This is a genomic window from Halomonas litopenaei (assembly GCF_017303055.1).
GTDB lineage: Bacteria > Pseudomonadota > Gammaproteobacteria > Pseudomonadales > Halomonadaceae > Halomonas > Halomonas litopenaei_A.
Map to the genome: position 1 here is coordinate 36,339 of NZ_JAEKJT010000003.1, position 23,107 is coordinate 59,445.

General features: G+C 63.3%; 19 protein-coding genes. 14 read left to right on the forward strand and 5 right to left on the reverse strand.

The genetic code is table 11. From position 1 onward, the window contains the following. Positions 1–60: 60 nt before the first annotated feature. Positions 61–2,196 carry a TonB-dependent receptor gene (locus tag JF545_RS04320; protein ID WP_206939570.1) on the reverse strand — a complete coding sequence of 712 codons (2,136 nt, stop codon included), beginning with the start codon at positions 2,194–2,196 and terminating at the stop codon, positions 61–63. A 525-nt stretch (positions 2,197–2,721) separates the two neighbouring features. Between JF545_RS04320 and JF545_RS04325 the strand changes: the two genes are divergently transcribed. From JF545_RS04325 to JF545_RS04370, 10 genes are all read left to right on the forward strand, one after another. Further along, positions 2,722–3,552, forward strand: a complete 831-nt coding sequence (locus JF545_RS04325; protein ID WP_315900564.1) for an ABC transporter ATP-binding protein — start codon at positions 2,722–2,724, stop codon at positions 3,550–3,552. Positions 3,553–3,616: 64 nt separating this feature from the next. Continuing rightward, a complete protein-coding gene (locus JF545_RS04330; protein ID WP_242520691.1) occupies positions 3,617–4,642 on the forward strand; it encodes a sucrase ferredoxin in 1,026 nt (341 codons plus the stop codon). A gap of 205 nt (positions 4,643–4,847) precedes the next feature. Then, positions 4,848–5,744: a siderophore-iron reductase FhuF gene (fhuF, locus tag JF545_RS04335; protein ID WP_206939574.1), complete on the forward strand. Its 897-nt coding sequence runs from the start codon at positions 4,848–4,850 to the stop codon at positions 5,742–5,744. A gap of 2 nt (positions 5,745–5,746) precedes the next feature. Then, a complete protein-coding gene (locus JF545_RS04340; RefSeq protein ID WP_206939576.1) occupies positions 5,747–6,727 on the forward strand; it encodes a helix-turn-helix transcriptional regulator in 981 nt (326 codons plus the stop codon). 200 nt (positions 6,728–6,927) lie between these two features. Continuing rightward, positions 6,928–9,090 (forward strand): TonB-dependent siderophore receptor, encoded by a 2,163-nt coding sequence (locus JF545_RS04345; RefSeq protein WP_431606257.1) that lies wholly within the window; start codon positions 6,928–6,930, stop codon positions 9,088–9,090. A 131-nt stretch (positions 9,091–9,221) separates the two neighbouring features. Further along, the gene (locus JF545_RS04350; RefSeq protein ID WP_206939578.1) at positions 9,222–10,862 is read left to right on the forward strand and encodes an amino acid adenylation domain-containing protein; all 1,641 of its coding nucleotides are present in this window, start codon (positions 9,222–9,224) and stop codon (positions 10,860–10,862) included. Positions 10,863–10,893: 31 nt separating this feature from the next. After that, positions 10,894–12,339 (forward strand): hypothetical protein, encoded by a 1,446-nt coding sequence (locus JF545_RS04355; RefSeq protein WP_206939580.1) that lies wholly within the window; start codon positions 10,894–10,896, stop codon positions 12,337–12,339. 20 nt (positions 12,340–12,359) lie between these two features. Then, positions 12,360–13,139, forward strand: a complete 780-nt coding sequence (locus JF545_RS04360) for an enoyl-CoA hydratase-related protein (RefSeq protein ID WP_206939582.1) — start codon at positions 12,360–12,362, stop codon at positions 13,137–13,139. Positions 13,140–13,142: 3 nt separating this feature from the next. Continuing rightward, positions 13,143–13,883: a response regulator transcription factor gene (locus JF545_RS04365; protein ID WP_206939584.1), complete on the forward strand. Its 741-nt coding sequence runs from the start codon at positions 13,143–13,145 to the stop codon at positions 13,881–13,883. Positions 13,884–13,916: 33 nt separating this feature from the next. Further along, positions 13,917–15,404: a sensor histidine kinase gene (locus JF545_RS04370; RefSeq protein ID WP_206939586.1), complete on the forward strand. Its 1,488-nt coding sequence runs from the start codon at positions 13,917–13,919 to the stop codon at positions 15,402–15,404. Positions 15,405–15,434: 30 nt separating this feature from the next. Here JF545_RS04370 and JF545_RS04375 read toward each other — a convergent pair whose 3' ends face one another. From JF545_RS04375 to JF545_RS04385, 3 genes are read right to left on the reverse strand one after another with little or no spacing between them, the layout of a single operon-like run. Then, entirely contained in the window at positions 15,435–16,361 is a 927-nt protein-coding gene (locus tag JF545_RS04375; RefSeq protein WP_206939587.1) for a biotin-dependent carboxyltransferase family protein, read from the reverse strand. Continuing rightward, positions 16,358–17,080, reverse strand: coding sequence for a 5-oxoprolinase subunit PxpB (gene pxpB / locus JF545_RS04380; protein ID WP_206939596.1), 723 nt, complete (start codon positions 17,078–17,080; stop codon positions 16,358–16,360). Before pxpB ends, JF545_RS04375 begins: the two co-directional genes overlap by 4 nt. Further along, positions 17,077–17,841: a 5-oxoprolinase subunit PxpA gene (locus JF545_RS04385; protein WP_206939598.1), complete on the reverse strand. Its 765-nt coding sequence runs from the start codon at positions 17,839–17,841 to the stop codon at positions 17,077–17,079. The genes pxpB and JF545_RS04385 overlap by 4 nt, the downstream gene beginning before the upstream one ends. Positions 17,842–18,057: 216 nt before the next feature. Between JF545_RS04385 and JF545_RS04390 the strand changes: the two genes are divergently transcribed. From JF545_RS04390 to JF545_RS04405, 4 genes are all read left to right on the forward strand, one after another. Continuing rightward, a complete protein-coding gene (locus tag JF545_RS04390) occupies positions 18,058–18,495 on the forward strand; it encodes a VOC family protein (protein ID WP_206939600.1) in 438 nt (145 codons plus the stop codon). Positions 18,496–18,655: 160 nt separating this feature from the next. Next, complete coding sequence (locus tag JF545_RS04395) at positions 18,656–19,642, forward strand: TRAP transporter substrate-binding protein (protein WP_206939601.1); 987 nt, start codon at positions 18,656–18,658, stop codon at positions 19,640–19,642. 76 nt (positions 19,643–19,718) lie between these two features. After that, a complete protein-coding gene (locus tag JF545_RS04400; RefSeq protein ID WP_206939612.1) occupies positions 19,719–20,276 on the forward strand; it encodes a TRAP transporter small permease in 558 nt (185 codons plus the stop codon). A 57-nt stretch (positions 20,277–20,333) separates the two neighbouring features. Next, positions 20,334–21,638: a TRAP transporter large permease gene (locus JF545_RS04405; protein WP_206939614.1), complete on the forward strand. Its 1,305-nt coding sequence runs from the start codon at positions 20,334–20,336 to the stop codon at positions 21,636–21,638. A 9-nt stretch (positions 21,639–21,647) separates the two neighbouring features. On the opposite strand, the gene JF545_RS04410 is transcribed toward JF545_RS04405, so the two are convergent. Beyond that, positions 21,648–22,850 (reverse strand): hypothetical protein, encoded by a 1,203-nt coding sequence (locus JF545_RS04410; RefSeq protein ID WP_206939616.1) that lies wholly within the window; start codon positions 22,848–22,850, stop codon positions 21,648–21,650. Positions 22,851–23,107: the final 257 nt, after the last annotated feature.

The window sequence follows — 23,107 nt, forward strand, 5'->3', positions numbered from 1 at the left end:
CAAGTGGCCCGCCGCCGTCCTGACGGCGGGCCTTGATCAAGCGCTCCTGAACGTTCGCGCCTAGAACTCCACGCTATAGCCCAGGGTCAGGGTGCGGCCACGGCCAGCAAAGTAGCGGTCGTCGTTGACCAGCGCACTCTGGGAGTAGTAGGTGATGTAGTCCTCGTCGAGCAGGTTGGAAACACCGACGTTGATCTTGCCGGTCGGCAGGCGATAGCCCACCGCGGCATCGACCAGCAGGTAGCCATCGAACTCACGCTCTTCTTCATCGTAGGACTCGTCGAAGGCGTAGTTGGCCTGCAGGAAGGTGGACAGCTTGTCGGTCCAGTTGGCGGACCAGCTGCCGACCAGACGGTCCGGCGACACATCCAGGCCGGACAGCTCGGCGTCGAGATCACCATCGTTGTCGCTGTCGTACAGCCCCGTCATATGGGAGTAGGCCAGGCGACCGGAGTGGCGTTCGGTAAAGGCATAGTCCACCGAGGCCTCGATGCCGGTGATCTGGGTTTCCTGACGGTTCATGATGAAGACACCGTCCTGCTCGGTCAGACGACTGCCGAAGTCGGACGTGGACTCGTAGTAGCTCAACTCAGCCGCCAGCCGATCGTTCTCGTAGCGCACACCGGTCTCGATGTTTTCGGTGACGATGGGGCGCAGGTTGTCGATGCTGTCGACCGACTGTCCCGGCGTATCGATCCCTCGCAGCGCTCGTCCCACATCGGGAATGGAGAAGCCTTCTGAGTAGTTGGTGAACAGGCTTACACCCTGCACCGGCTTCCATACGGCGCCCACGTTGTAGAGCGTTTCATCGAAGTCGGGGTTGCCGCCTTCCACGTCCACACCGTTGTTGGCCCATACCGTCTGGTAGTCATCGATATCCAGCTCAGCGTACTCGTAGCGCACACCGGCGGACAGCAGCAGGGAATCGACAGGGGCGAACTCGGCCTGGAAGAACGGTGACAGGTCGGTGTAGTCTGTGGGCGGCACGTAGGTGCGGCCGCTGCCGTACAGGTACTGCTCGGTCTCGTCGAACAGGGTATCGAAGCCACCGGTCAGCTTCAGTCGGTCATCCCACAGGTCGTCCTTGGTCAGCGAGACCTTGGTACCGAACTTCTCGGTCTTGGCAGAGCTCTGGTCGTAGTAGGTGCCCACCGGCGCCAGCGACGGGTCCTGGAAGGTACCGGAATCGGTGGCTCCGAACAGTGCCTCGTAATCCTGATAGTACGCCTGGGCGCTCAGCTGCATGCCAGCCAGGTCGTAGTTGTCATAGCTCAGGCCCGTCGTCCACACCTCGTTGTAGGGCGCATCGCCCTCGGGCGTGCCACGCTCGGAGGTGGTCGGGATGCCCGCATCGCGGTCGCCGGTCACGCTGACGTAGTCATTGTGGCCTTCGATGTCGTAGTGGTTCAGGGTGAACTGCACGCGCTGGTTGTCGTCGATCCAGTAGGCCAGCTTGCCCAGCAGGTCATAGCTGCGCGAATCCATCAGATCGCCCTGGGTGTTATCGACCCCGACAGGATCGCCCTTGCCATCCAGATAGAGCCCCTGGTCCTCATAGCTGAGGCCAAACACGTAGTCCACGGCACCCTCATTGCCGCTGAAGCCGTAGTCGGTCTTGTAGCTCAGAGTGTCGCCGTCCAGTTCACTGGTGGGCGTGGTCAGCTGCGCGCTGAAGTGCTGGTTGAAGCTACCCGGCTCCGGTCGCTTGGTGATGATGTTGATCACCCCGCCAGCAGCCCCCACACCGTTGGTCGCGTTGGCCCCTTGAATGACCTCGATCTGCTCGACCTGGGAAAAGTCGATGGTGTGCGATTCACGGCCGGTGGGACGCAGCGGATTCGACTGGGGAATACCGTCGATCAGAAACAGCGGCGTGCGGCCCCTCAGGGTCTCGCCACTGCCGGTCATTTTCTGGCGGTTGGGGGAGTAGGACGGCAGCAGGTTGCTCAGGATCTGCGACGAGTCCGTGGTCACATCGAGCTGCTGAGCGATCTCTTCCTCGGTGATGATGCGCACCGTCTGGGGCGAGTCTTCCTTGGTGGTATTGGTCCGCGAGGCGGTCACCACCATGGTCGGCCCTTGATCTGCACGGGCTGCATCGGAGGAAGACGAGGAAGCGCTGGTCTGCGCCGCGGCGTGCTGAGCAATGGCGAGGCTCAGTAGTGAGACGGTGGGCCATAGAGCATGACGATTCATGTCGTGCGTTATTCCTTGTGGAGCTATCGTTCGAATGATCTGCGCAGCGACTGATTCAGGCCTGTCGCCCCCTTCGCCCGTGGCGGAGGCGGTGACTCCAGCGCGAGAGACGACATCGGCCGACATGACGGTCAAGCCTTCCCTGTTCCCAATGGGTCTCCGCAAGCGGAGGTCCTGCTGCACGCCTCTCATCTGATATCGTGCTGCGTCGTTGTTACTACCGCATCTCTAAATGAGAACGATTATCCTAATTAATCAAATTTGCGCTGTCCATGATGTTCGAACGAACCGTTCGTCATAACCTCACAAGATTTTGTGCTTAAACGACTAGTCAAAAGCGCACGAACAGTGCTGCAAGCTGTTTCGCCAGATTGAAAATGAGAATGTTTTGTCATACCGTCGACAGCCATTTCGCCCTCAGCAGAGACGCGCCCCATGTCGTCGTCCCCCTCTTTTCCGCCAAAGCCTTCGCGCCCGGCCCCTCGCCAGGCAGCGTCACATCGACTTCAGGGGACAGCCCTGACAGTGGGATACGAAGACCGGGTGGTGCTGGATGGCGTCGACATCACCATCGCACCGGGCAAGTTGACGGTACTGCTTGGGCCCAACGGCAGTGGCAAGTCGACGCTGCTCAAGACATTGGCGAGAACGCTTAGCCCGCAGTCGGGACAAGTGCTGCTGGATGGCCAGGCGATCCACCATCAGTCGACCCGTGAGGTGGCCAAACGGCTGGGGTTGCTGCCCCAGGGACCGACCGCCCCGGAAGGCCTCAGCGTGCGCCAACTGGTGGCCATGGGGCGCTTCCCGCACCAGCGACTATGGCAGCGTGACGCTCGTCGTGACGCCGAGGTCATCGCCGAAGCCATGGCCTACACCCACGTGACCGAGTTCGCCGATCGTCACGTGGACGCCCTCTCCGGAGGTCAGCGCCAGCGCTGCTGGATCGCCATGGTCCTGGCCCAGCAGACCGATTTGATTCTGCTCGATGAGCCCACGACGTTTCTCGACCTCAAGGTTCAGGTCGATCTGCTCGAGCTGTTGACCGGCCTTGCCCACGACCAGGGTCGCACCCTGCTGCTGGTGCTCCACGACTTGAACCTGGCGGCCGCCTACGCCGACGAACTGGTAATGTTGCGGGACGGCCGCATCATCACCAGCGGCACGCCGGCTGAGGTGTTTACCCGCGCCAACCTCAAGCAGGTCTTCGACCTGGACGCCCAGGTGATTCACGACCCGGCCAGCGGCAGGCCGCTGTGCGTGCCGCTCAAGCGACGCTCGGACAGGGCCGGCAGCCCACTGCTGGAAGACCGCGACCAAGCCGCCGCCTGCACGCGGCCCGTGCCCCACGCACCGTGAGATCCCGCCTCGTGAAAACCCGCCTCGTGAAAACCAGTATCGTGACAGCAATTCCCGTGCCGATATGAACAGCGCCAGCCACACCACCATCAATACCGCCGTGATCAACAAGACCTTCTGCACCGACCTCAGCCGCCAGCTGGACGATCCCTTGCCCGGCAGCGGCGCCCACGCCGAGCGCAACCTGCTGATCAGCTGGCCCCGGGCCAAATGGCAGCGCAACCTGCGCCACGCCAGCGACATGCCACAGCGCCTGAAAGACAGCCTGGATGGGTTGGCCGCAAGCGGTCGCCGGGTCAACCTGATTCACCGGCGCGACCAGCCAGACGGCCTCCACGAGGTCATGCTGATGCCAGAGCGCCAGCGCCTGCGTCTGGATCTCGATGCCCTGCTGGCGTTCGCCGAGGCGCTGGCCTCGGGTTCCGACCTGTCCGCCTGGCCATCGCTCCCCCAACGCGACGATGTGGTGCTGTGCTGTACCCATGGCAAGAAGGACAAGTGCTGCGCTCGCTATGGCTTTCGCAGTTACAAGGCCCTGGCGCACGCGGTCGAGCAGCAGCGCTTGCCGTTTGACGTGTGGGAAAGCAGCCACCTTGGTGGCTGCCGCTTCGCCGCCAGCATCATCGTGCTGTCTCCGGTGCGCAAGTACGGCCGTATCGATCCCGAGCACGCGCTGCCCATGCTGCAGGCCGAAGCTCAGGGCAGGCGCTATCTACCCGGCTACCGTGGCGCGTCCGCGCTGACACCGGTACAGCAGTGTGCCGAGGTCGCCCTGCTCGGCTGGCTCGATGAGCACGACGCCACCAGCGCCGCCGGTGGCGTGCAGCTGACACTGGTCGAGGACGTGGCTGGCGCCGACGCTGGAACCACCGCCGATGCCGATAGCGCCAGCATTCACTGGCACTGGAAATCGACTGACCATGAAGGCGTCGTCCATGAGGGCCATGCGCAAGTGCTATGTCGCTCGATGACCCTTGATCGCGTGGACATGTGCTCGGATCTGGCAGAAGGGCCGAGCGCAAGCCAGGTGTGGCGAGCCATCAAGGTGATGCCAGCTAGGGCTTTTACGAAAAGTGCCTGCGCTCGGTGATACGGCGTTAAAAATCGCCTCAAAATGCTCATTTACACCACGTAAACTGCGCTTTCTCACCGATTTTTGCCTTGTCTAACCTTCGCTCGTCGACGTTTCGGACAAAGCCTAACGAGAATCACTTCCCTTGATAACAATTCGCATTTAATCTACTGTAGTCGCCGTTGGTCTTTCGACCTCAAGCCTCCGGCCTGCAGGACGCCCCATGACATCAGCGCTTTCCCGTCTGTATTGCGGTCCCCTGGAACACCTCACGGTGCCTACTGTGGCAGCGACCTTGCCCGACGACGCCATGCCAGCAGAGACACTGCTCGAGCCTGGCGTGCTGGACGAGCTGATCGAGCGTTACACCACGCAGTTCAAGGGAGAGGATCTCAAGGCCGTTGCCTCACTGTGGTCGAAATGGCACTTCAGCCAGCTTGCCGCCCACACACTGGCGTCCAACCTGCTGCTGGAGCGGGACCTGCCGGTGGCACTGGACGAAATGGGGATCTATCTCAACGAATCAGGCTGCACCCACGGCATTGCCTTACGCCATGAGGGCACCCCGCTGCCATCACTGGATGCTTTCGAGCGCTTCGAGCGCTTGCTGCAAGGCCATATTGCTCCTTTGATCGACATGCTGGGTTGCGTTTCCGGCGCCTCGCCCAAGGTATTCTGGAGCAACTTCGGCGGCTACTTCGACTACTTTGCCCGTGGGGCTCACACACACCCCATGGGCTCACCCGACGCCGCCGAGCAAGCGCTGCGGCTGCTCGATCACCGGGTGTATCCCGATGGCCGGCGCAACCCTCTGTTCATGCCGGTTCGCTACCTCCAGGACGATCAAGGCGAGACCCAGCGCATTCGCCGCGTATGCTGCCTACGCTACCGCCTGGATGACCTGGCCTACTGCGGCACCTGCCCGCTGGATGACAATGCCCTGGCAGCCCGCGCCGCGGCTAAGCGCCAGAACCAGCGCCAGAACCAGAACCAGAACCAGCGCCAGTCTGGCGACACCAACAGCGTGGTGCAGTCCTTCCCTGCGGCCAAGGACGATGGCGAGCGCCAAGCGCGTCGGCCCTCCTTGCGCAACGCCACGTCTCGCGTTGCCGCCGGCTGACCATGCCCCCAGCCCGATCCCGCCCTCTCGTCGGCGCGCCTGCCGAAGGCATCCAGCCACGCCTCATTCGCGCCGGTGACTTTCTGGGCTTTGCGCAACGCCACGGCATCGACTATCGCTTCGCCGGCATGCGCTCGCCCCAGGTGGCCCGCGACCTGGCCGTGCTCAGGGGGCGTGTGATCGAGGAGCAGGTACGCCCTGGCTGGCATCTGACGTTTTCCGACGTCGAGGTGCTGACGCCGTATGACTCCTGCTCCACCATGGCCTCCCCCCTGTTCGTCTGCGTCGTCCTGGAGGGCGCCATTCAGGTAGATCAGGGCGGGCGTCGCCAGCGCCTTTCCGCCGGCAGCGCGCTCAGCGCCAGGCTCGCCGACCAGGTGGCCCTGCGTGTGCACCAGGACGCCGGCCAGCGCCTGCGCACGCTGAACCTGTCCCTCGATGAAGCGGCCATCCACGCGCTTAGCCAACGTCCTGAGATCACCGAACTACTCGACTCGCCGCGCCCTCACCTGCATGTCTGGCCGCTGCCCGGCTATCTGGCACCGATGCTTGAGCAGGCGGTCACGCCGCAACCCTCGCCAGGACAGCGCCAGCTGCTGCTGGAGGCGATCGGACTGCAGCTGCTGGCCCATGGCCTGCGTCATCCCGGAGCGCACCAAAGCGGTCTGCAGCTGGCAGAACGCCAGCGCCTGGAGCGGGTACGCCAGACCCTGCACGATGCCCCTGCTCACCCTTACAGCCTCGAGCAACTCGCCGAGCTCGCCTCCATGAGCCAATCCGGTCTACGCGCAAAGTTCCAGCGCCTGTTCGGTGTCTCGGTCTTCGACTACCTGCGCGAACGCCGCCTGATGCTGGCCTATGAGCTGCTGTCTCGGGGCGCCAGCGTACAGCAGGCCGCCTTCGACAGCGGCTACGGCCATGCTTCCAATTTTTCCACCGCCTTCCGCCGTCGCTTCGGGGTATCCCCCCGGGATATCGGCTAGGCGGTGGCTCACGCATAGCCGCAGCACTCCCACCAGCTTGGCACGGCAATCGTTCAACAGCCTGTCACCGCGCATAAGGATCTTGGCGATACGCATAGGAAGATGGCGCCATTAAAATGGAATAATTCGCATTACCGAAAAACACGCTTCCAACGCCATCTCCTGGCTCGACTCATACGGTAAGCCCTTCCATGAACACAATGACCTCCCCCGGCCTGCGCCGCCAATGGGCGTCGACGCCACTCGCGACCGCCATCTCTCGTGCATCGCTGGCGATGCTTGGCCTGTCGTCGCTGATGCTCTCTGCTAACGCCCTGGCACAAGCCGCCGACAACAGCGCGGCCGACAGCGCAGAACTCAGCACCATGACGGTCACCGGTGAAGCCGCCACCAAGACCGACACGCCGTTTCTGGAGACCCCCCAGGCCACCTCCAGCGTCAGCGCCGAGGACATCGAGCGACGCGGTGCCCAGTCCGTGCAGCGGGCTCTGGATTACACCCCAGGGGTCTATACCAATCAGATCGGTGCATCCAACCGCTACGACTACATCGTTCTGCGCGGCTTCTCTGACGGCAGCGTGAGCAATACCTTCCTCGACGGCCTGAAACTGATGGGCGACAGCAACAGCTACAGCTCACTGAAGATTGACCCGTGGATGCTGGAAAGTGTCGAGGTGGTCAAGGGCCCGGCCTCGGTGCTCTACGGTCGAGCCTCCCCCGGTGGGCTGGTGGCCTTGACCAGCAAGCGGCCGACCTTCACCGATACCCCCACCGGAGAGGTCCAGGTCGGCTTTGGCAACAACGACCAGCGCCGTGCGGCCTTCGATATCACCGGTAGCGTCGACGAAGGACAGCGCGCCGCCTTCCGCCTGACCGGCGTCGCCCGCGCCGCCGATACCCAGTTCGACCCGGTGGAGGAAGAAAGCTATGCCATCGCACCGTCACTGACCTGGGACATCACCGACGCGACCACCCTGAACCTCAACGCCTACCTGTCTCGTGAACCCGAAGGTGGCTATCACGCGGGCTTGCCCTACGAGGGCACCGTGACCAGCCACGCCGGCCAGCACATCGACAACACCTTCTTCGAAGGCGAAGACGACTACGACAACTTCGAGCGTGACCAGAACCTCTTCGGCTATGAGCTGGAGCATCGCTTCGGCAACGGGCTTATCGCTCGCCAGAAGCTCAGGTACCTGGAGTCGGATGTCACCATGGACCAGGTCTATGCCTATGGCTGGGCCAACGACACTGAGCTCTATCGCTACTATTCAGGCGCCGATGAGGACCTGGAAGCCTGGACGGTAGACAACCAGCTCGAGGCCAGCTTCACCACCGGCGGGCTCAACCACCGCGTGCTGACGGGGGTCGACTATCAGACACGGGAAAACGAGGTGACCTGGTCCAGTGGCACCTTCCCGCAGATCAATGCCTTCAACCCCAGCTACGGTGCAGGCCCCGTCGGCGACATCGCGGTGACCACTCGCGAGACCCACGAGCTCGAGCAGACCGGCGTCTACCTGCAGGACCAGATCAGCTGGGACCGCTGGCATCTGACCCTGGGTGGCCGCTACGACTGGGTCGACATCGAGAATACCAACCGCGATAGCGGTGACAGCTCCGAACTGGATGAAACTCAGTTCAGTGGACGGGCCGGCCTTCTCTACGCCTTCGATAACGGCGTCTCACCCTATGTCAGCTACTCCACGGCGTTCACTCCGACCAGCTTCGTCGATGCATCAGGGGATCTGCTTGAGCCCATGGAAGGCGAGCAGGTGGAAACCGGCCTGAAATATCAGCCGCTGGGCACCCAGGACCAATACTCCATCGCCCTGTTCCACATCACTCAAGACAACGTGGCGACCAAGGAGCAGCCCACGGATCCTTACCGCGCCATTGGTGAGATCGAGTCCCAAGGCATTGAGCTTGAAGCCCGCACCCAATTCACCGACGAGTTGAGCATGCAGGCGAGCTACGCCTACACCGACATTACCTACGAGGAGAGCGATGTCCCCGGTGAAGAGGGCAACGACGCCATCTACTCACCCAAGCATATCGCTTCAGTGTGGGGCTACTACGATGTCGCCCGCGGACCTTTGGCCGGCCTGAACACCGGCCTGGGGGTGCGTTACCACGCCGATATCCAGGCAGATCGCGCCAACACCAAGTCGGTTCCGGACTACACCCTGGTCGATGCCACCCTTGGCTACGACTTCAGCCGCGTCGGACTTGAGGGCGTGAGCGCTCGACTCAACGTCAACAACCTGCTGGACGAAGACTACGTCGCGTCCTGCAACTCCCTCGAGTTCTGCTACTTCGGCGCCGAGCGCAGCGTCAGTGCTACCGTGAGCTATCAGTTCTGAGTCGCTCACCCATATGGCAAGGGGTGGCGTTTTCTTGAAACGTCACCAACTTGTGAAGATTTCGTGAACTGGATGGGATATCCGCCTCCTAAGGTGAGTCTGCAACCGCTATCGTCCATGAGGATCGATCCATGCAGACCACCGGTAACAGCAGTGCCCAGAGCCGCTTGGCGCCCGCCGCCAGGCAACGGCTACCGACACAGGAAGTGGACGCCGACTATCACGACGCCCTGCTCGGTCTAGGCGCACTCGACCGCACCCTGTTTCGACAGTTTTCCTTCGGCCCCCGTCAGGCGTTGCCCTATCGTTGCCTGCATCACGCCTTCGAGGCCCAGGTCGCGCGGTACCCTGACACGCCGGCCATTCGCCATGGCCGGCGCCACATTACCTATGCCCAGCTGAACGCGGCCGCCGACGGCCTGGCCACCTACCTCCAGCGTCTGGGCGTGCGACCTGGCGACTCGGTCGGACTGTTCGTGCGTCGCTCCATCGAGATGGTCACCGGCATGCTGGCGGTGCTCAAGTGTGGAGCAGCCTACGTCCCCCAGGATGTCGGCATCGCCCCAAGCCACCAGCTCGAACATGTTGTCGCCAAGGCCGGCATTCAGGTCGTACTGACGCAACACTACCACCACGACAAGATCGCCTCTCTGCTCGAGGCAAGCACCCCGCTCGTGCTCGTGGATGTCGATCCTTTCGTCTCGGGCTCAAGCCAAGCGCCCTGCGACCAGCCCCCAGCAAGACCAGCGATCCAGCCTGACGATCGCTGCTTTGTGCTGTTCACCTCAGGGACGACCGGGACACCCAACGGCGTTTGCGTCAGCCATCGCAACGTCTGCAACATCCTGCATCTGTCTCCGGGCCATCTGGGCATTGCGCCAGGCATGGTGGTAGCGCAGATCCTGTGTATCGCCTTCGACATGGCCGCCTGGGAGGTCTTTGGTGCCTTATCCCACGGTGCGACGCTGCTGATTCGCGAGGACGCCATTGTGGATGCCGTGCGCCAGGCCGACGTTATCATTGCGACCCCCAGCATCCTGGCGAGCGTGCGCGCCACTGACTGTCCCCGGGCCAGGGTGGTGGCGGTGGCCGGCGAGCCGTGCCCGCGTCCGCTCGCCGATGAATGGGCCAGCCACTGCCGCTTTATCAATGCCTGTGGCCCCACCGAGACCACCATCGTCAACACCCTTCACGAACACCACCCCGAGCTACCGGCCCTGACCATTGGCGCCCCGACCCCCAACAACGCCGTCTACGTACTGGATGAACAGTTGCGGCCACTGCCCATCGGTGAGGTCGGCGAGATGTGGGCAGGCGGGCTATGCGTCACCGAAGGCTACCTCGACAACCCTGGGCTCAACGCCGAACGCTACCGTCCCGACCCCTTCGTGGCGCCGGGCCCGCATGGCCCGGCGATGATGTTTCGTAGCCGCGACCTGGGCCGCTGGACGTCCCAGGGCCAACTCGAGCATCTGGGGCGCACCGATGATCAGGTCAAGATCAAGGGCTTCCGCGTCGAGCTGGACTGTGTCTCGCGAGTCATCGAGCGCCACCCTGGCTGCCGCCAGGCGGTGACCCTCAAACACCAGGACCAGCTGGTGGCCTTCGTCTCCCCAGCCACGGTGAATGTGACCGCGATACGCCGGCTACTGGCGGAGCACCTGCCCTACTACTGCCACCCCGAGGACATCATCGCCGTCGACCAACTACCTCGCACCTCTCGCGGCAAGATCGACAAGCGTGCGCTGCTCGACCAGCGCGACGGTGTATGAGCACCTGACCCGCCAAGGAGCCACGCAGACCATGAATCAACCGACCCAGGTCGCCAAGTTGGCCGACGCATCCCCTACCCTTTCGCCACAGCACCGGCACACCAGCACGCCGGCGTGCGACGACGCCTTGCCACGCCAGCACCCTTGGCACCGAGTGGCCCGCCACGCCTGGATAAAGCCCTATCATCGTCTGATCGTGCTGGTGCTGGCGATCAACGCCTGGTGGATGTGGCCCGAGCTCCAGGCCCTGTGGCTTGGCCAGTGGCCGCCGCTCATGCTGCTCTCCGACGCCGCCCTGGTGAACTTCACCGTCGCCATCCTGATCCGCCAGCAGCACGTCATCAATCTGCTGTTCAAGGTGGCCACCTCCTTGCCGCTCGGGGCGCCCCTGTGGCTGCGCTGGGCAGCAGGCAAGGTCTATCACTTCGGCGGCATCCACGTCGGCGCCGCGCTGGCCGGCTCGGTCTGGTTTGCCCTGTTCGCCGGCGCCACCGCCATGGCCATCGCAGGCCACGGCATGTCCCCGCTGTCCCCGCTCTCCACCTTTCTGGTCATGGCCATCTGCGCCCTGCTGGCGCTGATGCTGGCCACCGCCATGCCCTGGTGGCGCCAGCGAATCCACGACGTGTTCGAGCGTTGTCATCGCCTGGCCGGCTGGGCCCTGCTCGCCCTGTTCTGGGTGCTCAGCGTGTCACTGATGCTCGAGCGAGGTCTGGCCCCCGCTGTGGACCACCTCACGCTGACGTCAGCCGATACGCTGCTGGCGATCGCCTGGCAGGTGACCTCCCAGAGCTGGCAGCTCGCATGCCTGGCGCTGGTGACTCTTGGCGTGGTGCTGCCCTGGTGCCACCTCAGGCGCGTACCGGTCCGCTTCGAGCGGCCTTCCCGTCATGTGGCGATTGCCTACTTCGACTACGGCGTGACACCGCTGGTCGGCTCCTCGACCACGCTGAGTCGACGGCCGCTACTTGAGTGGCACGCCTTCGCCAATATTCCCCACCCGACCACCAGCGGCTATCGCCTGGCGATTTCCCGGGCCGGGGACTGGACCGGTGCCTTGATCGATGACCTTCCCGACCGACTGTGGGTGAAGGGCATTCCCACCGCCGGCGTCGGCAATGTCGATCAGCTCTTTCGCAAGGTGCTATGGGTTGCGACCGGCAGCGGTATCGGCCCGGTGCTCCCCCATATCCTCAGTGGCAAGGTGCCCTCCAACACGCTGTGGTCGACCCGCTCCCCCCGCGTTACCTATGGCGATGCACTGGTCGACGAGATCCTTACCGCACAGCCTGACTGCGTGATCTGGGATACCGACACCCAGGGACGCCCCGACCTGGTGACGCTGACCGCCAGGGCCTGGCGCGAGAGTGGTGCCGAAGCGGTCATCGTCATCGCCAACAAGACACTCACCGACAGGGTGGTGTACGCCATGGAAAGCCGAGGCATTCCCGCCTTCGGCGCCATCTGGGACTCCTGAACCCGCCTGGAGAACACAAGATGAACAATATCGATAGCACCAGCGTGATCAGCGAAGTGCGCAATCGAGTGCTGTACCTGGCGCTGAATCGCCCGTCCAAGCTGAACGCCCTCAACCGTGCCGTGTTCGACCGGCTGATGGAGATCATCGAACCCCTGGAACGCCACCAGGCCATCGGCTGCATCGTGCTGGGCTCGACCAGCGATCATTTCTGTGCCGGTGCTGACATCTCGATGCTGGCCAGCAGGAATGCCGAGGCCTTGAGATGCGACGACATGTTCGCTGAATGGCAGGCCTTTGCCGACCTGAAGGTCCCCAAGATCGCCGCGGTCAAGGGCTGTGCCCTGGGTGGCGGCTGCGAGCTGGCGATGATGTGCGACATCATCTATGCCCGCGAAGAAGCCGTGTTCGGTCAACCGGAAGTCAAGCTGGGGCTGATTCCCGGGATGGGCGGGACCCAGCGCCTGACCCGCCGGGTAGGCCGCGCCAAGGCCATGGAGCTGATTCTCACCGGTCGCACCATCAGCGCGCACCAGGCCTGCGACATGGGACTGGTGTCCCGGGTCTTCACAGCTGACTTCGATGATCAGGTGCGTGCCCAGGCCGAACTCATCGCCAGCTACGGGGGCGTAGCGACCCGGGCGGCGGTGGAAGCAATCGGCCGCGCCGAGCAAACGTCACTGGCAGAGGGGTTGCTGTTCGAGCGTCGGGTGTATCATGGCCTGTGGAATACCGATGACTGCCAGGAAGGGCTCCAGGCCTTCATCGACAAGCGTCCTGCCAAGGTGGTGAACCGCTGATCCATGCTGAACAACCGAATACTGATCGTCGAGGACGAAGTGGACATCGCGCGGCTGCTCAAGTCCCACCTGGACGATCTGGGCGCCGACGTAGCGTTAGCCCACGACGCGGGGACCGGCATGCGTCTGGCCCTTGAGTGTACCTGGGACCTGGCACTGCTCGACATCCAGCTCCCCGGGGTTCACAACGGCCTGGGTATCTGCGAAGCGCTGCGTCACAAGTCGCCGATGACGGTGATCATGATGCTCACCGCGCGCTCCTCCGAGCTCAATCGACTCACCGGCTTCGAGCACGGTGCTGATGACTATGTCGTGAAGCCCTTTTCGATCATCGAACTGGTGGCGCGGATCAAGTCCCAGCTGCGCCGGCTCGACATGCTCAAGTCCCTGGAGGCAAGCCACGCGGGCACGCCACCTCCGGTCCAGCTACCCATCGAGGTCGGGCAGCTCAGGATACATCCCGACTACCGACGCGCCGCCATCAAGGAGCAAAATATCGAGCTGACGAGCAAGGAATTCGATCTACTCCTGTTCTTTGCAAGCGCCCCTAATCGCGTATTCAGCCGAGCCGAATTGCTCGACAAGGTCTGGGGCTACGGTCATGCCGGCTACGAGCACACCGTCAACTCCCATATCAATCGCCTGCGCAGCAAGATAGAAGCCGATACCAACGCGCCTAGGCGCATCATCACGGTCTGGGGTGTCGGCTACAAACTGGATCCGGACGGCTTCGCCGAGCACTGATGGCAGGCTGTCCTTCGTCGAAGAGACAGGCGCATGCTCAAGACCCTGTATTCCAAGATCGCGGTACTGATCACGGTGGTGACCACCCTGATGGGCCTTGCCATCGCCGTGTCTGGCTACGCTCTGATGCGACAGTATCACGAGGAGGTGACCCAGAAACTCAATGCGCCCATCGCCGACTATATCGCCCGCCAATACCAGTTCAGCCAGGTCGAGGATCTACAGGCCACCCTCGACGCCCTGGCCGCCCTCGCCATGACCGTCAATCCCAGCGTGGAGATCTACCTGCTGGACGCCAGCGGAAGGATTCTGTCCCATGTCGCCAACGACAACCCAATCAGGCGCCAGCAGGTGGCGCTGGCGCCGGTGGAACACTTCATCGCCCGGGATGCTCGCCAGGCTACCTTGGGAAGGCAACCGCCCCTCTACGGCACCGATCCGCGCAGCATCGACGGCGACAAGACCTTTTCGGCCACCCGCATCACTCTACCCAACGGGGCTCCCGGCTACCTCTATGCGATCCTCGGCGGCAAGACCTATGACACCATCGCCAGCGACCTTCTCTCCAGCTACATCGCCAAGATCGCGCTGCTGCTTCTCGTCAGCATCCTCTTGACCTCACTGTTGATCAGCCTGCTCAGCGTGCGCTTCATCACCCAACGTATCGGTCGATTGCTGGCGACCATGCAGGGCTTTACGCGCAATGACTTCGTGGCCGAGCCTGCTGATCCAAATGCCTTTCTACCCGACGACGAGATCTATCGGCTGTATCTTGAATACGACGCCATGGCGAGTCGTATCTCGGCCCAGTTCGAAAGCCTCAAGAACATGGACAGGCTACGCAAAGAACTGATTTCCAACGTCTCTCACGATCTGCGCACCCCAGTGGCCACGATCCAAGCCTATACCGAGACGGTACAGGCCAAGCGCCGGACCCTCGATGACGGACAGCTGGCCAGTCATCTCAGCACCATCGAAAATAGCTGCCTGCGCCTGTCTCGGCTGATCGACGACCTGTTCGAACTGTCTCGGCTCGAAACCGGTCATATCGAGCCCCGGCGGGAGGTATTCTCGATCCTCGAACTGGTCTACGACATCGTTCAGGAGTTTTCGCTGTGCGCGCGGGACAAGGGCGTCACCCTGTACACCCCGGCTACCCATCGCAATATCCAGGTGTTCGCCGATGTGCAGATGATTCAGCGGGTGCTGCAGAATCTGATTCGCAACGCCCTGTGTCACTGCCCTTCAGGCGGCAAGATCAGCATCACCCTGGAAGAGGACCACCACCACGTCTACGTCTGTGTCAGCGATACCGGCTGCGGCATCGATGACAAGGACCTGCCCTACATCTTCAACCGCTACTACCAGTCCGACGACACCCCCCACAAGGACCGCACCACCAGCGGCCTGGGACTGAGCATCGTGCGCGGCATCCTGGAGCTGCACCAGAGCCGTATCGGGGTACGCAGCCAGGTTGACCAGGGCAGCGACTTCTTCTTCCACCTGCCGGCGGTTCCCTGACCCCCTTCGGGATACAGAGAGCTCCCGCCGTCACTCCCAGCAGGCCAACTGGTTGAGGTGCTCGCGGCGGGCGCACTCCGGCGACACCGCCTTGAAGCGGACCCGTGTCCCGGGCAGGCACTGGGCCAAGCGCGCGCAGGCAAGCGGAGTCAGCGCACCCAGACGCGGGTAGCCGCCGATGGTCTGACGATCGTTCATCAGGATGATCGGCTGGCCGTCGGGGGGCACCTGCACCGCACCCAGCGGAATACCCTCCGACACCATGCCCTTCATGCGGCCTTCAAGGCGCGCCCCGGTCAGGCGAATGCCCATGCGGTCGGCACGCTGATCGATGGTCCAGTGCTGGTTGAAGGCACGGTAAAGGCTGTGTCCGTCGAAGCTTGCGAGCTGAGCGCCCGCTACCAGCGCCAGCTCGAGCGGCTCCGACGAGGCAGCCAGCGTTGCCACGCTTGGGGCCAGCGCTCGTGCGTTCACACGCTGGTGTGGCGCTTTCGCCTCCACGCGGTCACCCGCCACCAGGGGACGTCCCAGGCCATCCAGACCGCCCAGGCCCTCCCGCACGGTGCTCGAAAGACTTCCCATCACCGCTTCTCCGGCCACGCCCCCCGGGAGCGCCAGATAGGCGCGCAGGCCCTTGCTGGGACGCTCGAAGACCAGTCGCTGTCCTTGCTTCAGCGTCAGTGCCTGACCGGGAGCGATGGCCTCGCCGTCACGTCGCGCAGCGAGATCCGCCCCCGCCAGCGCCACGCAGATATCGGCCTCGGCGACCAGCTCAAGCCCCCCCACCATGACTTCGAGACCAGCGGCTTCCGGAGCATTGCCGAGCAGCCAGTTGGCCCATCCCAGCGCCACCCAGTCCATGGCGCCGCCCTGGGTCACGCCAAGATGACGCACCCCACCACGTCCACCATCGACCACCAGTGCCATGGGTCCCGCACGTTCCACCTTGAGACTCATGCGCCGCTCTCCTCGGCCGGGGGTTGGGGGGTGGTGTCGCCGCCCTGCGCCTCGAAGGTAGCGCGGTCGATGGCCACAAAGCGCACGCGATCACCAGGCTTGAACAAGGTGTAGCCCTCGCGCTCGCGATCAAACAGCTTCACCGCGGTTCGCCCGATCAGGTTCCAGCCACCGGGAGAAGGCGCCGGGTAAACCGCCGTCTGGCGATCCGCGATACCGACACTGCCAGCGGCCACTTTTTGCCGTGGGGTCTCCAGACGCGGCGTCGCCAGGGCCTCCTCCACCAGCCCCATGAAGCCGTAGCCAGGCGCAAAGCCCAATGCGAAGACGCTGTAGTCACGCGCACAGTGACGGCGGACGACCTCCTCGACCGTCATCCCGGAGCGGCGCGCCATCAGCGTTAGCTCAGGACCGACGGAGGGGTCGTACCAGACAGGAATCTCATGCAGGGTGCCTTGTTCCGCCGCCTGGGGTGACAGTCCATCAAGTGCCGCCATGAGGCGTGTCCGGGCCTCCGCCAACGACAGTCGCTGGATATCGATCTGGACCAGTACCGTGGTGTAGGACGGCACCACCTCCAGGGCAGCGTCGCCAAGGCGCTGGCGAATCGCGTTGGTGGCCGCCAGCACCCAGGGCATATGCGCTTCGTCGATGGCATCAAACAGCCTGACGATCAGGCTATCGAAGGCGACTGTCTCCAGTCGTGGGCGTGGCGTCATGCCTCCTCCAGTCGGTCGAAGGCCTCACGAATGGCCCGGACGGCGGCTACGGAGCTTTCGTTGTCACCGTGCACGCACAACGTATCCGCAGGCAGTTGCAGCGGGGTCCCGTCTCGGGCCGCCAGAGGCTCCCCCTTGGCCAGCGTGACCGCCTGGGCGACGATGGTCGACTCATCGTGATGCACCGCTCCCGGTTCACGCCGAGACACCAGCCGCCCCTGCTGGTCGTAGGCTCGATCGGCGAACACTTCGAACCACAGGGAAACGCCCTCCTCCGCCGCCAACGCCCGGACGTCATCGGTATCGGCGGTGGACATCACCAGCAGCGGCAGGCTGGCATCGTAGGCACGCACGGCGCGCATGGTCGCGCGCAGCAGGTCCTGGCCCGCCGGGCTGTTCACCGCCATATCGTTGTACAGGGCACCATGGGGCTTGATATAGCGGACTCGAGAGCCTTCCGCTCGACACACACCATCCAGCGCGCCGATCTGATACAGCAACAGGTTCTCCGCTTCGGACGGCGATACCGCCAGGCTGCGCCGTCCAAACCCGACCAGGTCCGGGTAGCCGGGGTGCGCACCGATGGCCACGTTGTTGGCCACCGCCAGGCCGACGGTGCGACGCATCACGTCGGGATCGCCCGCATGGAAGCCGCAGGCAATATTGGCGCAGTCGATATACGCCATCACGTCGGTATCGCGGCCTATCTTCCAGGCGCCGAAACTCTCGCCGACATCGCAGTTGAGGAGGGGGATCGGCATAGGGCCACCTTATTGTTGTCGATGAAGTGTCATTGAATGATGTCGCTGTCTGAATTCTCGATCAAGCCGCCGGGCAGCGTACCGGCATCGCCCCGAGACTCGCGTCATCGCTGCGCAGCAACAAATTCAGCGTCAAGATTGACGACAGCAGCTCACCCGGCCAAGAATCACTGACACTACCCTGTCAATAACGCCCTATCCAACCGGAGACTTCCCATGGCTGTCAGCGATCCTTTCCATCTGGCGATCCAGGTCCGCGATATCGACGAAGCCCGCGAATTCTATGGCAACTTTCTCGGCTGCCCCGAAGGCCGCAGCTCCGAGTCCTGGGTCGACTTCGACCTCTACGGCCATCAGTTCGTCTGCCATCTGAATCCAGCGCTCAAGGATGCCGCCAGCGCTGCCCACAAGAATCCGGTCGACGGTCACGGCGTGCCGGTACCGCACTTCGGCGTGGTCCTCGAGATGCCAGCCTGGGAAGCCCTGGCCGACAAGCTCAAGTCCCACGGCGTGGAGTTCGAGATCGAACCCTATATTCGCTTCAAGGGCGAGCCGGGCGAGCAGGCGACCATGTTCTTCAAGGACCCTTCCGGCAACGCGCTAGAATTCAAGGCGTTCAAGGATCGCGACAGCCAGCTGTTCAAGAAGGCCTGACCACCGGGCCGGGCTGCGTCAGTGGTGTCGGTTGATCTTCAACGCCGCCTTCACTGACGCTGACGCAAGCATCGCCTCATCACTAGGTTCGACAACAGACTCAACGACTCACTCGACGACAAACTCAACAACACACTCAACAACAACAAGGTTCGCCATCATGCCCTGTCTCCGCTCTCTTCGTCTGGCGGTTGCCGTTGCCTCACTGACGGGCCTGGCATCCGCCGCCCAGGCCGCCGATTGGAACCTGGCCACGCCCTACGGCGACGCCAGCTTTCACACCGTCAACACCAAACAGTTCGCTGACGATGTCCGCGAGGCCACCGACGGTGAGCTGGATATTACCGTGCACTCGGGTGGCTCGCTGATCAGCCATGGCGAGATCAAGCCATCGGTCAGGCGTGGCACCGTCCAGGCCGGCGAGATCTTCCTGTCGATTCTGTCCAACGAATCCCCCGTCTTTGAACTCGACACCCTGCCGGGCCTCGCCGGCAGCTACGACGAGGCATGGGCGCTGTGGCAGGCAAGCAAGCCCGTCATTGAAGAATTGTTCGCTGAACAGGGCATGAAACCGCTGTACGCGGTGCCCTGGCCCTCCCAAGGCATCTACACCGACATCGCGCTCGACGATCCAGCCCAGTTTGAAGGGCTCAGGGTGCGTGCTCCCAACATCAATACCCAGCGCCTGACCGAGAATCTCGGCGGCCTACCCACCGAAACCGAGGAGTCGGATATTCCGACGGCCTTCTCCACGGGACGCGTCGACGCCATGATCACCTCAGTGTCGACCGGTGAGTCCATGGCCGCGTGGGACTACGTGTCCCACTTCACCGATGCCAACCTGTGGATCCCGAAGAACATCATCTTCGTCAATCAGAAGGCCTTCGACCGTCTCGACCAGGCCTCTCAGGACGCACTGCTGGAGGCCGCCGCCCAGGCCGAACAGCGTGGCTGGGAAGCCAGCAAGGCCGACATGGAAGGCAGCGCCCAGGCCCTTGAGGAGAATGGCATCACCATATCCGAGCCCGTTGATGCGGTGGCCGAAGCCCTTTCCGAGGCTGGCGACACGCTGTTCCAGGACTGGGAGAGCCGCGCGGATGATCGCGCCAAGGCGCTGATCGAGGAGTACCGCAGCAACATCGAGTGAGCCAAGGCAGCGCGGATTGCCGATCGAGGCCATCCGCGCTGATTGATCCTGTCCGCCCTCCGGTGGGAGCATACTCATGACATTTCGCCTGATGCCCATCTACCGCCTGGGCGGATGGGGAGCGGCCGCCTCGATGGTCGCCATCTGCACGCTGATTACCCTGCAGGTACTGTTTCGTCTATTGGACGCCGTGCTGGTCATGGCCGGCAGCTCGCGCCTGGGCCTAGAAATCACCGGGGTATCGGAGCTGGCCTCCTTCCTGCTGGTGGGCGCGACCTTCCTCGGCATGGCCTACACCTTCACCCATCATGCCCATATCCGCATGTCGCTGGTGATTCAGCGTCTTCCTGCGGCGGTGCGGGCCTTTACCGAACTTGCCTGTCTGCTGATCGCCTCGGCGCTCAATGCGCTGTTGTGCGTGTCGCTGTGGCAGCTGATGCAGGAGAGCCTTGAATACGACGACGTCTCGTCGGGGCTGCTGGCCATCCCCCTGTGGATTCCGCAGCTGGTGCTGCTGATCGGCATGGTCATGATGAGCCTCGCTCTGGCCGAGGCCTTGATCGATACCGCACGCCAGGCGCTGCAGGCACCACAACGCTTCCAGGCCCCGGATGATGAGGCTGGCCATGACTGACATCCCCTGCCCTGTCGCACGGCCCCCTTGCTACCCCTGCGTGGAGAGCCCGTCGCTATGCTGATCATCAGTCTGGTTACCCTGCTGGCCCTGGCACTGCTGCTGGGCAGCGGCGTATGGATCGCCTACGCCCTGCTTGGCACCGGTTTTATCGTGCTGACGCTGTTCTTTCCCCTGGCGCCCGGACCTATCCTGGCGTCCGACTTCTGGGGCGCGAGCTACGGTTGGGACCTGACCGCCCTGCCGATGTTCGTGTGGATGGGCGAAATCCTGTTCCGTTCTGGGCTTGCCAATAACATGTTCCAGGCGCTGTCGCCCTGGCTCGGCCGACTTCCTGGACGCCTTCTGCACTCCAACATCATCGGCAGTGGGCTGTTCGCGGCAGTGTGCGGTTCTTCTGCGGCGACCTGCGCCACCGTCGGCAAGATGACGCTGCCTGAGCTCAAGAGCCGAGGATATGACGACGATCTGGCCATCGGCACCCTGGCCAGCGCCTCGACCCTGGGCCTGTTGATTCCGCCATCGATCATGATGATCGTCTATGGCGTCGTCACCGAGCAGTCGATCTCGCGACTGTTCATCGCAGGCGTTGGACCCGGCTTGCTGTTGCTGGGGCTGTTCATGGCCTATGTCATCGGCTGGTCGCTGCTGGTAGGCAATCGGCGGGGCGCGGTGGGACGTCGTGATAGCGCAATACCGCTGCGCCAGAAGCTCACCGGCAGCCTGCAGCTGCTACCGTTGCTGGCACTGATCGGCGGTATTCTTGGCAGCATCTACGGCGGGCTCGCCTCGCCCACCGAGGCCGCTGCGTCCGGCGTCGTACTATCCATGCTGATCGCCAGGGCCAACGGCCACTTCAATGCCGCCATCTTCAAGGAGGCGCTGTTTGCCGCGGTGCGGACCTCCTGCATGATCGCCTTCATCATTGCCGGGGCCTCCTTCCTGGCATCCGCCATGAGCTTTACCCAGCTGCCGATGGACCTGGCCGAGAAGATCGGCGCCATGGGCCTGTCACCGGCCTGGTTACTGGTGGTGCTGACCCTGTTCCTGCTGGTGCTGGGTTGCTTCCTCGACGGTATCTCGCTGATCCTGCTGGTGACCTCGATCATCATGCCGGTGATCGAGACCGCCGGCTTCGACCTGATCTGGTTCGGCATCTACCTGGTCATCGTCGTCGAGATGTCACAGATCACCCCGCCGGTAGGGTTCAACCTGTTTGTGATCCAGGGACTCACCGGCCGCGACATCATGTCGATCACCCGTGCCACGGTGCCCTTCTTCCTGCTGATGATCGTGGCCATCGTGATCATGAGCCTGTTCCCCGGCATCGCTACCTACCTGCCCCAGGCGATGAGCGGATAGCCGCCGTTTTCAGACTCGCTGGCGCTGTCTCAGCGTCTCGATGATGCCTTCAAGCCGGCGCCGGGTCTCGGCGTCGGTCTGCTGGCTCATCAACTCATCCAGGGTTTCCACCACATCGGCGTCACGCCTTGCCCTTGCAGCACGATTGGCACTGTCTGTGCTGCCATCGGACAGCAAGGCGCGAATCATTCGGTCCAGCGTGCCGAACAGAAAGTCGATACTGTAGCCGGCGAGAAATCCCAGGGCGGCGCCGCTGAGCGCGACCTCTGCGCCCTTGTCGCTGGGAATCTGAGAAACGAACAGCACGATCGCCCCTCCCGACAGGGTACCGAGCACGATGCGATTGACGTGCTCGCCAATACGCGCCGGGTCGAAGGTGCGGCTGTAGAGTCGGCTGGCGGTGACCCGCAGCACGAAGGCAAAGGCCCCGAGCGCTCCATACAGAAACGCCTCGGTGTGACGCAGACCTTCGTAGAGAAATCCCAGGAGAGTGGCCTGCGCACCAGCGCCAACCGTCATGCCTGCCTCCGCGCCGATCGCTGACATCATCACATTGGAGATGATGGCCAGCATCACCACCGCCGCGGTGCACTGCCACAGCCGCATCAGGTAGCGCCCGGTGCGGCTATCGCGAAGTCTGCCGCTTTCCCGGCTGGGACGTGTCGCCGCCAAGGTGCGTGGGGAGATGCCCGGGTAGCGGCGCGACAGCTCCCGGTAACAGGCGACCAGACCGTCGATGTCGGCGCCGCTTAACGGAACGTTCTGCCTCTGCTGCTGGCGCGCCCGATAATACGCGGAAAGATCCACATCCAGCGGCACGCCTTCCGCTTCCAGCGCAAAGTCCAGCAACGCCGCCATGTCATCCAGCAACTGATCCACCCGGTCACCGCAAGGATCGACGCCGCGACTGTCGTCGGACCTCGACGGCTCTCGGCTTGGCTGAGTAGGCCCTTGCTCACCCGCCAAGGCCGATGCACTCGAGCGTTCTCGCGCCACACCCTCTGACACCCGGTGTTCCGATACGTCGAGGCCGCCAGCATTGAGGCGATTCGCATCGCAGCGCTTGCTGTCGTGGCGACCCGTATCGAGCGCGCCCGTGTCATGGCTGGCCGTATCCTGACTGCCTGTCTCAGAGCATTCCGTCTCAGGGCATTGTGTCTCGGGCGGCTCTGATTGAGCGGCCTTGGGACGCTGCTTGGCCGATATGCCCATGGCAGTTCCTCCCGCGAGCGCGAAGTGCTCGCTGCTGTACCGGGAGCTGGCCTGGTCATCAGGCTCCGTCACTACACCCTGCCGTCCCGGCGCAGCAAAGTGTGTAGTGACTTACTCACCCTAGACGCCCCGGGCCCGCTTGGCGACTTTTGCCGCCAAGCGCGATGGGCCTCTTTTCTGCTGCAGGCACGGCTTCTGCTACAGGCACGGCTACTGCCGCTTACTCTGAGGCTGGCGCTGGCGCGGAGCTGATGGCG

Coding starts and splice junctions, on each gene's coding strand:
- pxpB (WP_206939596.1), bottom strand. CDS start 17,080: ATGACGCCACGCCCACGACTGGAGACAGTCGCCTTCGATAGCCTGATC.
- JF545_RS04405 (WP_206939614.1), top strand. CDS start 20,334: ATGCTGATCATCAGTCTGGTTACCCTGCTGGCCCTGGCACTGCTGCTG.
- JF545_RS04395 (WP_206939601.1), top strand. CDS start 18,656: ATGCCCTGTCTCCGCTCTCTTCGTCTGGCGGTTGCCGTTGCCTCACTG.
- JF545_RS04345 (WP_431606257.1), top strand. CDS start 6,928: ATGACCTCCCCCGGCCTGCGCCGCCAATGGGCGTCGACGCCACTCGCG.
- JF545_RS04390 (WP_206939600.1), top strand. CDS start 18,058: ATGGCTGTCAGCGATCCTTTCCATCTGGCGATCCAGGTCCGCGATATC.
- JF545_RS04350 (WP_206939578.1), top strand. CDS start 9,222: ATGCAGACCACCGGTAACAGCAGTGCCCAGAGCCGCTTGGCGCCCGCC.
- JF545_RS04375 (WP_206939587.1), bottom strand. CDS start 16,361: ATGAGTCTCAAGGTGGAACGTGCGGGACCCATGGCACTGGTGGTCGAT.
- JF545_RS04365 (WP_206939584.1), top strand. CDS start 13,143: ATGCTGAACAACCGAATACTGATCGTCGAGGACGAAGTGGACATCGCG.
- JF545_RS04360 (WP_206939582.1), top strand. CDS start 12,360: ATGAACAATATCGATAGCACCAGCGTGATCAGCGAAGTGCGCAATCGA.
- JF545_RS04370 (WP_206939586.1), top strand. CDS start 13,917: ATGCTCAAGACCCTGTATTCCAAGATCGCGGTACTGATCACGGTGGTG.
- JF545_RS04330 (WP_242520691.1), top strand. CDS start 3,617: ATGAACAGCGCCAGCCACACCACCATCAATACCGCCGTGATCAACAAG.
- JF545_RS04400 (WP_206939612.1), top strand. CDS start 19,719: ATGACATTTCGCCTGATGCCCATCTACCGCCTGGGCGGATGGGGAGCG.
- JF545_RS04320 (WP_206939570.1), bottom strand. CDS start 2,196: ATGAATCGTCATGCTCTATGGCCCACCGTCTCACTACTGAGCCTCGCC.
- JF545_RS04385 (WP_206939598.1), bottom strand. CDS start 17,841: ATGCCGATCCCCCTCCTCAACTGCGATGTCGGCGAGAGTTTCGGCGCC.
- fhuF (WP_206939574.1), top strand. CDS start 4,848: ATGACATCAGCGCTTTCCCGTCTGTATTGCGGTCCCCTGGAACACCTC.
- JF545_RS04410 (WP_206939616.1), bottom strand. CDS start 22,850: ATGGGCATATCGGCCAAGCAGCGTCCCAAGGCCGCTCAATCAGAGCCG.
- JF545_RS04340 (WP_206939576.1), top strand. CDS start 5,747: ATGCCCCCAGCCCGATCCCGCCCTCTCGTCGGCGCGCCTGCCGAAGGC.
- JF545_RS04355 (WP_206939580.1), top strand. CDS start 10,894: ATGAATCAACCGACCCAGGTCGCCAAGTTGGCCGACGCATCCCCTACC.